Raw genomic sequence first — 13353 nt, 5'->3', positions numbered from 1 at the left:
AGGGTTAAAATGAACAATGACCTAGCAAATACCTACGTTCTCTTTCTTTATGACATGGTTATAGTTCTTGTAACCAAGGATATCAGCTATCATGTCGGTATGCTGGCCTTTGACCTTCTCCAGTTCCTCGGAGCTGTAGTCGGTGATGCCTTTTGCAAAGACCTTTCCTTCACACATGATCTCAACGATCTCTCCTCTGTCAAAATCGCCATTAACGCCTGTAACTCCTGATGGTAGCAGGCTCATGCTGTTGAGGATCGCCTCTTTTGCTCCTGCATCGACCTCGATGGAACCACATGACTTGGAGAGCAGTATCCAGCGTATCCTGTTCTTGTGTACATCCTGGTTAGCAAGGAAAAGTGTGCCTATCTCTTCACCACTGAGGATCTTTGTGATAACATTCTCTGTGGCGCTGTTTGCGATCACGAGATAGCATCCTGACATGTTACATATTTTAGCGGCTTCGATCTTTGTTCTCATGCCACCTACGCCCTTCATGCTTGTAGGGCTGCCACCATAGCTTTCAACCTCTGGTGTTATCTCTTCGATAAGGCTAAGGAGCGTTGCATCATCGTTCCTTTTTGGGTTCTTGTCATAGAGCCCATCAATATCAGAAAGTATTATCAGGAGATCAGCTTCCATTTTGCTTGCAACCATTGCTGAAAGCTTGTCATTGTCACCAAAAGTGGCTTCGATCTCATTTACACAGGTACTGTCATTTTCATTGATGATAGGTATGACACCATAGCTCAGGAGAGTGGATATACTATTCCTGAGGTTGAGATAGGTGAGCCTGTTAGAGAATGATTCATAGGTAAGGAGGATCTGGGCGACCTTCAGGTTATGTTTTGCAAAGGAATTTCCCCATTCCTGCATAAGGACGCCCTGGCCAACAGCAGCACATGCCTGCCTGACAGGTATCTCCTTTGGTCTTGTGTCAAAGTCCAGTATATCGATGCCTATGCCGATCGCACCTGAACTTACAAGAATGACCTTCTTTCCCATTTCATGAAGCTTTGCTACCTGTGCAGCCATGTTCTCCATGAATTGCCGGTTAAGTCTTCCATCTTCTGTATTGATGGATGAGGTGCCGATCTTTATGACTATCTTATTTACATCGCTGAAGAGCTCTTTCCTGTCTGTCAAAAGTGATGCTCCTTATGTCATTTCCTGTATTTTGTTCTCTTCAGGTTCAGTTTCCTGAAAGTGTGGATGAAGCTTTCTTGTTGAGCTTGCGATGTGTGAATTTCTTTGCGTCCGCTCCGGCATAGTCCGCTACTTTGTCACCGTTGCCTACAAGGATGTACTTGTAGATGAGCAGTCCTTCCATTCCTACAGGACCACGTGCATGGATCTTGTTGGTGCTGATACCTACTTCCGCACCTTTTCCATAACGGAATCCATCAGCAAATCTTGTGGACGCATTGAGCATCACACTTGATGAATCGATAAGGTCGGTGAACTTCTTCTTTTTAAGGTCGTTCTCGGTTATGATACCATCTGTGTGGTGGGATCCGTAGTGGTTGATGTGCTCGATGGCATCTTCCATTGATCCTACTATCTTGATAGAGAGTGTCAGGTCATTGTACTCGGTCTTCCAGTCATCCTCGGTAGCTCTCAGTATGCTCTTGAGGAAGTCTATCTGTTCCAGTATAGCAAAAGAAGCTTCATCGCAACGCATCTCTACGCCAGCTTCATCGTACATCCTTGCCATCTTTGGCAGGAATCTCTCTGCGATGTTCTCGTTGATAAGGAGTGTTTCCATTGCGTTACATACGGCAGGGTATTGTACCTTTGAGTCAAAACAGACCTCGTATGCCTTTGAGAGGTCAGCCTCTTCATCGACATATACGTGGCAGATACCGTCGGCGTGTCCGAGTACTGGTATCTTGGTGTTGTCCTGCATGTATTTTACGAATGCATTGGAACCTCTTGGAATGAGCAGATCGATGTATGCATCCATACTGAGGATGTCGTTGACCTCTTCTCTTGTTTCCATTAGCTGGAATGCACCTTCTGGCATTCCTTTCACGGATTCTGCTGCTTCATTCAACAGGTCGAATATAGTACGGTTGGAGTTAAGTGCCTCGCTTCCGCCTTTGAATATGGTGGCATTCCCGCTTTTGAGGCATAATGCCATTACTTGTGGCACTACATCAGGACGTGCTTCGAATATGACTCCGATAAGTCCTATTGGGCAGCTTACCTGATAGAGTTCCAGTCCCTGGTCGAGTTCAAGAGCATCTATTGTCTTGCCTACAGGGTCTTCGAGGTTGATAACATCACGGATACCATCTATCATTCCACTGATCTTGCTGTCGTTGACCTTGAGCCTGTCCACAAGGGCCTGGGAAAGTTCGCCTTTCCTTTTCAGCTTCTCTGCGGTCTCAACGTCCTTCTGGTTTGCCTCAAGTATCTTATCGCGATTATTGTCAAGTGCCTGTGCCATTGCTTCAAGAGCAGCATTCTTTGTGTCCGTGTTGACACTTGCAAGTATAATGGATGCCTTCTTTGCTTCAATGACCTTTTCTTCAATTTCCAGAACCATGAATAAACCACCTTGGGTTTTTTAAAAGAGTGATGTAGGATTATTAAAAGTTATTATCTAATATAGTGATATTGCACATAGTTCTTTGGTTTTATATTTGTCGATTATGCAAGTATGTCCTAAAAATGTATTTTGTTTTTGTTTTCCCTGATCATTCAATATTTTCTTGCTGGTATTTAAATTAAAAATATCATCTATCTATTTCTATTGTTTAGATTTTCATTTCTAGCTTTCATATCTGGATCAAATGGGTTACTATCTATGTTTTCTACTTCTATGCACTCTATGTCTATATTTATCAACATATACTCAGTAAAATTTATATTCATATATTTAAAACATATTTGTTACTGATGATCATACTTTGATAAGTCTAAGTATGAACATTGGGTTGGAGGTACAATATGGGTAAACAAAGATCAACATGCATAGTCTGGACTATGTTCCTGCTTCTGTTCATGTGTACGGGCTCTGCTATAGCAGATGAAAGTGTGGATTACATAATCTCTCCTGATACTCTGATGCTGAATTCCAAAGCACCATATTTTGCAGTTGAGATCTTCAATACAAATGGTAATTATGATATAAGAGAAATAAAGCCTGATTCTCTCAGGATAATGATCGACCTGCCTGCTGGAAGCATTCCTGGTTATGTGGATGTGGGTGAACTACAGATGGTAAAACCCAATCCCGAAATAAATGAACAGGATGACAAGTTGGTCCTGATGTATTACAGGCAGGAGCTGTACGATACACCGTTCTCGTATCAATATGTGAATCCAAAAGGGAAGACTGTGATCGTGAATACCAATGTCCTTGATTATCTGAAGGATGCATGCGATGATGCTACGCTTGAAGGCAAGGTTGATTTCAGGATACGAGGGCAACTTTATGGTAATGGAAAGATCATTGCAGGAGATGCTTTTACTGTGGATGTCAGTATGAATTCACAGGGAGGCGGTTCAGGAGGAAACGGTAATTGTGGTGGAAGTGATAGCACTGAGGACCATGGTGGTGAAACCCATACCAGCGGTACAGCAGGTGGCGGACAGGGTGGCTGCAATACTGAGATCCCGGAGTTCCCATCTATTGTTATTCCTGTAATGGCAATAATAGGTCTGATGGTATTCATCCAGCGTAGAAAATAATAGGGGACAAAAGAACTTCTGTAGCTAATGTCCTATGTTTCATTTTTGACACTTTAATAACAAAGTGTCACTTCTTTTTTATTCCTATATTTATATCCAGGCATATTACATACTAACAGAATTGTGCTTTTCTTGGATATCTCTATCAATGATCGTTTTTTATGACCTGGCAGGATATCAACATGAGAACACGTGAGTACAGGCTGTTGATATAGCAATGTATTTTCTCCAAAAAGCACTCTTTCTTCACTTACCCTCAAACGATCCTCTCCACCACAGCCATAACGATCTCAATAGCGATCAGCACAATAATTATCCATTCAAGATAATTGGAGTGCTCGATCCTGACCTCATCAGAGAGCATTGAATAATTGTCCTGTATCATGTCTATTTTACGATTCACACTCTCGCTCCACTGCTCGCTTCGTAGCGTTTTCAGGACAGTTGCATATACCCTTGCATAATATACGTCCTCAGTGACCTTGATAAGGTTGTTGACCTTCTCGGTGACTTCAGAAAGGGCTGCATTGTCCTGCATGAGCTGTGTCATAATTGTCCTGTAGAGTTGTCTTCTTTTGAAGAACGAGAGTTTATCTGCAAAGGCGATATCCTCGTACATCTTTTCCATGCTCCTGCTCAGTTCCCTGTCGTAGTAACGCAGCTCAAAGACCTGTACATTTGCAAACTCAATGAGGTCAAAAAGGTCTGTAGGAGTTTCAGGATCGCAGATCAGGGCAGAGTCCCAGGAAAAAATAGCACGGTCATGTTTAGTATAACTATGTGAACCTTTGAGGATCTCCTCTCTCACCTGGGGTGAGAAGTCAATTTTCTCGCCTGCAAGAATTGGTATCGGGTCAATGGAATCATCCATCCGGTCCATGTGGTAAATGGTATAATCTTCAAAGAAATCCGGGCTGAGTGAAAACCCTCTGATATGCGGTTTGAGTATATCTGCCAGAGTATTGAGATGTGAAAGGAACAGATCCTCAAGTCCTTCCTGTTCAGAGAATAAAAGTGCCGTGTTCTCGAGGAATTCAAAGTCCGCATCTTCTTTCTCATAAGCAAAACACAGGCTGATAGCACCAACACGGAAAATACGTGCGAAAACAGAGAACTCAAAGTTCTCTCCTTCCTTCTCCACACTGCATTGTCCAAGTCTGATAAGCAGTGGCGGTATCTCCATAATAATGGATGTAGGTCTGACACGCACAAAACTTGCTCTTGCCGTGCTGAAGCTGCTGGCAAGTTCCTTTTCAAGCCAGTCAAGGTCGATATCCAGTCCAATGTCATAGATCCTGTAAAAACGAATCGTTATCATGGATGATCATCTCCTGCGGAGAACTATATTCACAGTTTAGTGTGTAAGCTTATAAACCTTTACAGGAAGCCGTTAGTAGCTTTGTTAGTTCCTTTTTGTATTTCAGTTATTTCTCACTAAATCATCATGCAGTGATACATGTTAACATGCCACATTCTTCTAGATATCTTTATCAATGATCATTTTGTATGACTTGGCAGGAGATCAATATGAGCACACGCGAGTACATGCTGGGAAACGTTGCAATTGCACGCGGTATCGTTGAAGGAGGCGGGCAGGTCATATCCGGATACCCGGGAACACCGTCATCTGAGATCATCGGTACACTGGCAGCAATGAAAGAAAGGGATTTTTATGTAGAATGGTCGGTCAATGAGAAGGTTGCACTTGAAGTGGCTGCAGGTGCTGCAATGACCGGTGTCCGTTCTGTTGTCACAATGAAACATGTCGGACTTAATGTAGCAGCAGACCCGTTACTGACCCTGGCTTATACTGGTGTAAAGGGCAGCATGGTAATTATCGTTGCAGATGATCCATCATGCCACTCATCACAGAACGAGCAGGACACTCGCAGATACTCACAATTCTCACTTATACCATGTCTTGATCCTTCCACACCACAGGAAGCCAAGGACATGATGTCATTTGCATTTGAATTTTCTAACAAGGTACAGATGCCTGTTATCTATAGACCTACAACGCGTATCTCACATGGTAAATCCGATGTGGAGCTAGGGCCTGTGAACGAGACAAGACCTGTAGCAGAGTTCGTGAAGGAGCTTGAAAGATGGGTCATGGTCCCGAAGAATGCAAGGGTGCAGCATGTACGTCTGCTTGAGGTACAGAAGACCATGCAGGAAGGGCTGGAGAACTCTCCATGGAACTCACTCGAACTAAGCGATGGTGCAAATGTTGGAGTGATCGCATCAGGTATCGCTTCAGTATATGCAAAGGAAGCCATAATCAAACAGAGCATCAACGCATCATTCCTTAAGATCGGAACCTATCCTGTTCCTGAGAACAAGATACGTACTCTTCTGGAGAGCACTGAACGTGTCCTCATTTTCGAGGAGATGGAACCTGTTGTCGAAGAGCAGGTCAGGATAATTGCACAGGAAACAGGTTCAACTGTGGAAGTGATCGGTAAGCTTCAGGGCCCTGTTCCAAGGGTTTATGAGCTGAACACCGATATCTGTTCTGACGTTCTTGCAGAGGTTCTCGGACTTGAAAGGCCGGATGTTCCTGCTGAAGTTGCTGAGGACTTCGATTATAATGCATGCAGGATCGATCTTCCAATGCGTCCTCCTGTCATGTGTCCTGGATGTTCTCACAGGGCAAGTTTCCATGTCATGAAAAAGGTCTATGGCAAGGATGCTATTTTCCCAAGTGACATTGGTTGCTACACACTTGGTATCCAGAGCGGTACAGTTGATACAACACTCTGTATGGGTGGAAGTATTACCGTGGCAAGTGGAATGTATCAGGCAGGGGAGAAAAAACCTATCTGCTGCTCAATTGGTGATTCAACCTTCTTCCATACCGGAATGAATGGTCTTCTCAATGCTATCTACAATAAAGCTGACATTACAGTAACTATAGTGGATAACCGCATAACTGCAATGACCGGTCACCAGCCAAACCCTGGAATGGGTAAGACTGCTACTGGTGAGGAAACCTCTGAAGTTGATCTGGTTGCACTTTGTAAAAGCCTGGGTGCAGGTTTCGTTGAAAAGGCAGACCCCTATGACCTTCAGCAGACCGAAGAAGTCTTCAAAAGGGCAAAGGAGTTCAAGGGCACATCTGTTGTTATCACAGAACAATTATGTGTCATAGATGCAAAGCGTTCAGGTCTTCGCAGAAAGCCATTCACCATTGATGCAGATGCATGTGTGGGATGTAGGTTATGTGTGAATCTGGGTTGTCCTGCCATTGAGTTTGACAAAGATACCAAAAAGGCATCTATTAATTCAATGTGTACTGGCTGTGGAGTATGTGCCAGTCTTTGTAAGTTCGATGCTATCTCGGAGGTGAAGAAATGAGTGCAGAAGGAATTTCCAAATTCGACCTTGTGATCGCTGGTGTAGGTGGACAGGGTACTATCCTTGCGTCAGATATTATCGGCAAAGCTGCCGTGAAGGAAGACCTGTCTGTTCGTGCAGCAGAGACTCATGGAATGGCACAGCGTGGTGGCTCGGTTGTCAATCATATCAGACTTGGCTGTGAGCTCGGTTCCATGATCCCTATGAAGGGTGCTGACGTATTACTTGCACTTGAACCAAGTGAGGCTCTCAGGTATCTTGAGTTCCTTTCTGATGATGGGACTATAATAGTGAACACAGATCCTATACTTCCGGTTACTGTGACCTCCGGACTTTGTTCTTATCCTGATGTTGATGCTATCATTGCAAAGCTCAAAGAGACCCATGAAGTAAAAGCTTTCAATGCTACTGAACTTGCAAAAGAGGCAGGTAATCCTCAATCCATGAACGTTGTCATGGTAGGTGCAATATCAAATTATCTTCCGATATCTCCGGATACTCTGAAGGAATGTGTGAAGGAACTTGTTCCTCCGAAAACCGTGGATATCAATGTCCGTGCCTTTGAGATGGGTAGGGATATAACTCAGGGATGACTACTGGTCATCCTATATGTTTATTTTTTTGTAGTTACTAAGTTTTTGATTGATTTTGGTTATCCAAAACTCCCTATTTTTTAATTATTATACTAATCTACAAATAACAATATAGAAATCTTTATACACTAGAGTTGTAATCTGAAATATTGTTACGGAACTATGATACTATTTTCATTGCATGATCAATTACATGTATGGAGTATCTGGTTTCATACACGGTACGGTATAGTGGAGTATGACTTATGATTGAAATAAGCAAATTTAATAAGCTGTCGAAAGATATGTTCTTGATAGCTATTTTATGTATCGTTACTATCTCTATGGTTGGGGTGGTAAGCGCAAGTGCTGTTATTGCAGAACCTACTGTTACAAAGACTGCATCACCAACAAGTATCAACATTGCTGGAAGTGGCAGTAATGAAATTACTACAGTGACTATTGAGGTAACAGGTGCAGGTAGTGCTACTACAACGTCTGTACCAATGGATGTTATATTTGCAATAGACAGTTCTGGAAGTATGGGTTATTCTTATGGTGACCCTAACAACCTTAGATTGGATGCTGCAAAAGCTTTCCTTGATAAGATGGATTCAACTAAGGACACAGCAGGTGTTGTAAGTTGGGATAGTGACATTGATTTTTCAGAAGCATTGACCAATGATTTTGCATATCTCAAGACAAGAATAGATGCCGTTGATCATAGTGGAGGCACAAATCTCAATGTAGGACTGACAGAGTCAATAAATCTTTTAAATGCAAATGCAAGGTCCGGATCATCTGCAGAGATAATTATTTTCCTTAGTGATGGATCAGGATCCTATAGCCACGATACTGCTGTAGCAGCTGCAACCGCAGGATACACGATTTATAGTATAGGGCTGGGTTCATCTGTTGACACAGCAGGCTTAATGGATATGGCTACTACGACAGGAGGAGCTTACTACCCAGCTCCAACTGCAGCTAACCTTGATGCCATTTATCAGGATATATACTCTGAGGTGGCTGCTTCTACGATTCCTTATAATGTAGATGTCATTGAAATAACTCAAGCTTATATTGTAGATGAAGGATCATTCAATGTTATTCCTGATAGCATATATGAGGATCCGATCACTGGGACTACAACAATTACATGGCTCAATATTGGAGAGTTAAGTGATAAGGATCCTGATATGTCTGCTGATGAAACAGTCACTTTGACCTTCGAAGCAAAGTGTGATCAGATTGGAAACAGGCTTCCTGTTGATGTTGTTCCTGATGCAGTGGTCAATTATGATGACAGTGAAGGAAATGATGCAGGATCTGTAGGTATTCCTCAGGCATACATTTCTGTCGGCGAAAATATTCCACCAAGTGAGGAAATTCCAGAATTCCCCACAGTAGCGATTCCAATGATCGCAATTGTAGGACTGGCTTTTGTATTCAGTAAGAGAGAATAAAGTATTCTTTCTCTCTTTCTATTTTTTAGTATAGATGGTGCCTTATTTTCAATATATTCAATGCTCATTTGAATATGATTTTTCGGTAATGCTGGTACTATTTTGATGGCACTAATATATTCACTCTTATTTTTATATTTGGTACTTTATTTTTAGTAAAGCCTTTAACTTATATCGACCTATATTTATAGTAACCATAATGTGGGAGGTTTAACATGGTATCTGTTGGACAAAGATTATTAGATGTTCCATTCGGAGATATGATAAAAGAGATGGCCTTTGCCATCGCAGAGGGGCAGACAGCTCTTGATATGAACTCTATCAATGTAGCACAGGCCCTTGCAGAGACAGAACTGGATGTAGGGAGTGTAATTCTCTATATAGAAGAAACCGTGGATGAGGATGGTAACGTTACAGCAACAGATGTTGTAACGAACGATGAGCCAATGTCGTTGCTGACCTATGGCTTAGAACCACGTTTCTATGAATTCACTGAATCCATTATCGAAGTAAAGATGACCATCTCGATGAAGAGGGAATTCTCTACAGAAAAGAAATATGGCAGGGAATTCAAGTTCACAAACGAATCGAAGATAAAAGGTAGTTACCAGTCAAGTGGTCTTGCAGGTCTCCTCTTTGGAAAGGCCAAGGTAAGTGCAGAGAACACTACCAATGTTGCATATACATCGACATATGATGCTACCTACAAGTCCAAATACACCTTCAATGAACAGGGTACGAGTCTTCTGAGAACTACCCTCAAGCCAGTACCACCTCCAGAACGTGCTGTTCCTACAGTCCGCGTGAAAGAGGCAGCTGAGTAATTAAGGTAATATCAATGCAGGAATTGCTGCGTTGATAATTTATTTTTACGACCATTGAAGGAGGTAGCATATTGCCATCCAGTAGCAACGTGAATATTGAAGAGGTACTTGTCAGTCCTCTCTCTACAATATTGAGCGAGATGGGGAAATCTATTGCAGAGACTCAGAAAACGCTCGACCGCAATTCCATTGATACTCAGATAGAGCTTGAGGGCGATGAGGCACTTAAGGACTATAATATTGAAGCGACATGGTATCATATACCAGAAGTTGATATTGAGCTTAAGATGGCCCTGTCCATGAAGTATGAGGAAGAAAGGGATTCAAAGAACCGTATAAGGGGATATAAGCGTGTTCTTAGTGCAGCACCACTGAACGCTTCATATAATTCTCTTAATTCTTACGATGTAAAGGGTTCAAGTGTTCTCAAGGCCAGGATCGTGTCGGTTCCTTCTTCTTCTAAAGTAGTGGAAGAATGATCATTGGGGGAAGGGGATGGCCGATATTACAGAACTCAGGAAGAATGTTGATCGTTTGAACCGGTCAACAACAGCAGCATCTAAGAAACAGAGCTATACTCTGGTTCAGAGAGCAATTGAAGATGTGGAATCCACATATGAATCTATCCAAAAGGAGCTCATATCAAAAGAAGGGTCATTGGAATTATTGAAAAGTGAGAACCTTACTTTGAAGCAGGATTATGCTATCCTTGACAACAGGGTGCAGGAAATACTAAGGGAGAAAGCTGAAGTTGAAAAGCAGTTGGAACAGCTTTCACGTACAAGGCCGGAACTCACGTCGTCCAATCTTGTAATGGCATTTCGTGATTCTCTTGAAGAGATGGATGGCGCCATGAACTCCACTTCATCAAATGTGGATTACAGTATCAGTTCAATGAATATAAAGCTCAGGACGAACCTTGCTGTCCGGGACAATGAACTGCGCTTTCAGTTACCTAAGGCAGATGATGTGATCCCTGCTGCCAATTTGAGCGAGGTAGAGTTTACCATCAGTTCCTCGTCAAAGGGATCAGTTCTCACTGACCTTATTGATGTCCCGGATGTTGTGGGACTTGATATGGACTCGGCAGTATCTATAATAAAGGATGCCGGATTTGCAAAGGGTGAGGTTATTGAGAAGGAAAGTAATTTGATACAGGGTACTGTGCTTTCACAGATCCCATCGGGAAGTTCTGTTGCAAGGCCAGGCGATGCCGTGGATCTGGTGATATCAAAGATAACTTCAGTTCCGGTCCCTGATCTTGTAGGTATGCCACTTGTCTCTGCGAGGAGTGCATTGGCAAAAAGTAAGCTTACTATTGGGAGGGTAACAGAGCAGGCAGATGCTTTGAAGGCTGGCACGGTCATAGGTCAGTCTGTAGTTGCCGGGGATTATGCTGATATCGGTGCTTCTATCGATGTTATAGTTGCAAGTGAAAAAGTAGAATTTGCAGCTGTCTCTGGAAGAGGGGGCGTGGTCAATGCTTCACTTAATAATAATGGCGCAAAGACCATTTCTAAAATATCTGCTGCCAAACAGACATCCGTTCTGTCTCCTATCAGAAAGTCCATTTCCAGAACGTGATCATTATGCCTGTTGAATCACATCTGATAAGGGTTGCAGATAATGCAACCCCCTCTCAGATAGAAGGTATCCTTAAAGTCCTTGTAAGTATAGGCGGGCGTGTTGAGGTCGTTGCAAACAAAAGTATAATAGCTACTTTTAATAGTGACCATTCAGAGATTATTAAACGCAAACCTGGTGTCCTGGTCGTGGGTGGCGTTAATTTCAGGGGGAGGGCTGTCAGGAAAGTTGTAAAGCGCATTTCTAAGGTTCCAGATACTTCTGATAAGTAATTAATTATGCATTGCTGAAATTAGAATCTCATACGTAGGTAGTGTCGCTGTATCTGCACTATATTAAAAGTATCAGTTACGTATAGTCATTGTTAATGTTCCTTGATGCAGGTGATGATGAGTTAGGCTCATTTCTTTTTTTAGTAGATATTCTTGCAAAGGCTTTATATATGATATCTCCCTTTAATGGCGCAACGTAGATTACATAGAGATATGATGATCTGGATGTATTAAGATTACAGTGCGAAAAAGTCGGATTTAACATGAAGTATAATTGGGCCTCTTCAAGAATGCCCGTTTACACAACAATGTGTTAAAATACTGGGATGTTTAAATCTTTTCGAGATGACCACTCAGTAATGCCGTATGGCATGCTAAGGTCCGTTGATGACTGGAGGAATGTACAGGTTTGGCGTTGAATGCGTACCATGAGGGTACGTGGAGTCCGCCCTATCATGTCCACTTCATTTCTATTTGCGGTTCCTGCCTGACTTTCTCGCGTAAACTGGCCTATGCAAAATTGCATAGACCTGCCAAGAAGAAAATGTGAAATTAGGAGAATAATAATGGCAAAAGGACACAGACCAAAACGAGGATCACTCGCTTTCAGTCCACGCGTAAGAGCAAAAAGCCACATACCAAGGTTCAACTCATGGCCGCAGGCAGCTGGAGAATCAAAGCTCCAGGACTTTGCAGGCTATAAAGTAGGTATGACCCATGTGGTAATGATCGACGACGTTAAGAACAGCCTTACAGAAGGCATGGAGATCTCAGTTCCTGTAACTGTAGTAGAAACTCCTGCTGTACGTGTTGCTGCAGTTCGTGCATACGGTAGCTCTACAGATGGTGAGAAGGCTCTTTCTGAAGCATGGGCAGCTGATCTTGATGAAGGCCTTGGGAAGACAATTACCCTTCCAAAGGAATCAAACACAGATGAAGCTCTGGCAAAGATCGACGCTCTTGTAGAAGAGGGCAAGGTCTCAGATATCAAAGTCATCACATACACTTTACCAAAGAAGCTCACTGGTGTTCCTAAGAAGAACGCTGATATCATGGAAACAGCAGTAAGTGGATCTGACGTGAAGGCAAAGCTCGAGTATGCAAAGTCCGTACTCGGTTCAGAGATCAAGATCACTGATGTCTTCAACGAAGGCACATTCGTAGACGTAGCAGCTATTACAACCGGTAAGGGTACCCAGGGTCCTGTAAAGAGATGGGGTATCAACCTGCAGAAGAACAAGCACTCACGTCAGGGTAGTCTCAGGCAGATCGGTACCCTCGGTCCATGGCATCCAGCAGTTGTCAGATGGACAGTACCACAGATGGGTCAGATGGGTTACCACCAGAGAACCGAATACAACAAGCGTATCCTTAAGGTAGGCGAAGATGGTGGAGATATCACTCCAGCAGGCGGTTTCCTTAACTACGGTCTTGTACGTGGTGAATATATCCTCATCAAGGGCAGCATTCCAGGACCTTCAAAGAGGCTTGTAAGGCTCAGAGACCCAATGAGGTCAAAAGTACCTGCTATGGGTGAACCAGAGATCGTTCACGTAAGCACACAGTCCAAGCAGGGGTGAACTGA

Annotated in this window: 12 protein-coding genes; 9 read left to right on the top strand and 3 right to left on the bottom strand. The window is 42.9% G+C overall.

Annotation, left to right across the window (positions count from 1 at the left end):
* Window positions 1–21: 21 nt before the first annotated feature.
* Window positions 22–1146 (bottom strand): glutamate 5-kinase, encoded by a 1125-nt coding sequence (gene proB / locus BM008_RS12755; protein WP_091937623.1) that lies wholly within the window; start codon window positions 1144–1146, stop codon window positions 22–24.
* Between the two features lie 46 nt (window positions 1147–1192).
* On the bottom strand, window positions 1193–2548 hold the full coding sequence (locus tag BM008_RS12750) for a glutamate-5-semialdehyde dehydrogenase (protein WP_091937621.1): 1356 nt from the start codon (window positions 2546–2548) through the stop codon (window positions 1193–1195).
* A gap of 404 nt (window positions 2549–2952) precedes the next feature.
* On the opposite strand from BM008_RS12750, the gene BM008_RS12745 reads away from it, so the two are divergent.
* Window positions 2953–3696: a PEF-CTERM sorting domain-containing protein gene (locus BM008_RS12745; protein ID WP_091937619.1), complete on the top strand. Its 744-nt coding sequence runs from the start codon at window positions 2953–2955 to the stop codon at window positions 3694–3696.
* A gap of 256 nt (window positions 3697–3952) precedes the next feature.
* Here the strand turns inward: BM008_RS12745 and BM008_RS12740 are convergent, their stop codons facing one another.
* Entirely contained in the window at window positions 3953–5014 is a 1062-nt protein-coding gene (locus BM008_RS12740) for a hypothetical protein (protein WP_091937617.1), read from the bottom strand.
* Window positions 5015–5223: 209 nt separating this feature from the next.
* Here BM008_RS12740 and iorA point away from each other — a divergent pair, with 209 nt between their 5' ends.
* From iorA to rpl3p, 8 genes are all read left to right on the top strand, one after another.
* Window positions 5224–7053 carry an indolepyruvate ferredoxin oxidoreductase subunit alpha gene (iorA, locus tag BM008_RS12735; protein WP_091937615.1) on the top strand — a complete coding sequence of 610 codons (1830 nt, stop codon included), beginning with the start codon at window positions 5224–5226 and terminating at the stop codon, window positions 7051–7053.
* Window positions 7050–7646, top strand: coding sequence for an indolepyruvate oxidoreductase subunit beta (locus BM008_RS12730; protein WP_091937613.1), 597 nt, complete (start codon window positions 7050–7052; stop codon window positions 7644–7646). Before iorA ends, BM008_RS12730 begins: the two co-directional genes overlap by 4 nt.
* 323 nt (window positions 7647–7969) lie before the next feature.
* Window positions 7970–9088: a VWA domain-containing protein gene (locus tag BM008_RS12725; RefSeq protein WP_177188066.1), complete on the top strand. Its 1119-nt coding sequence runs from the start codon at window positions 7970–7972 to the stop codon at window positions 9086–9088.
* 215 nt (window positions 9089–9303) lie between these two features.
* The gene (locus BM008_RS12720) at window positions 9304–9912 is read left to right on the top strand and encodes a hypothetical protein (RefSeq protein WP_091937611.1); all 609 of its coding nucleotides are present in this window, start codon (window positions 9304–9306) and stop codon (window positions 9910–9912) included.
* A 71-nt stretch (window positions 9913–9983) separates the two neighbouring features.
* Window positions 9984–10391: a hypothetical protein gene (locus BM008_RS12715; protein ID WP_245748042.1), complete on the top strand. Its 408-nt coding sequence runs from the start codon at window positions 9984–9986 to the stop codon at window positions 10389–10391.
* 16 nt (window positions 10392–10407) lie between these two features.
* Window positions 10408–11496, top strand: a complete 1089-nt coding sequence (locus BM008_RS12710) for a PASTA domain-containing protein (RefSeq protein ID WP_091937609.1) — start codon at window positions 10408–10410, stop codon at window positions 11494–11496.
* A gap of 5 nt (window positions 11497–11501) precedes the next feature.
* The gene (locus BM008_RS12705; RefSeq protein WP_091937607.1) at window positions 11502–11768 is read left to right on the top strand and encodes a hypothetical protein; all 267 of its coding nucleotides are present in this window, start codon (window positions 11502–11504) and stop codon (window positions 11766–11768) included.
* A gap of 566 nt (window positions 11769–12334) precedes the next feature.
* Window positions 12335–13348, top strand: coding sequence for a 50S ribosomal protein L3 (gene rpl3p / locus BM008_RS12700; RefSeq protein ID WP_091937605.1), 1014 nt, complete (start codon window positions 12335–12337; stop codon window positions 13346–13348).
* Window positions 13349–13353 lie beyond the last annotated feature (5 nt).

The sequence above is a fragment of the Methanolobus profundi genome (assembly GCF_900114835.1).
Classification (GTDB): Archaea; Halobacteriota; Methanosarcinia; order Methanosarcinales; family Methanosarcinaceae; genus Methanolobus; species Methanolobus profundi.
This window is presented reverse-complemented; position numbering and strand designations above follow the sequence as displayed.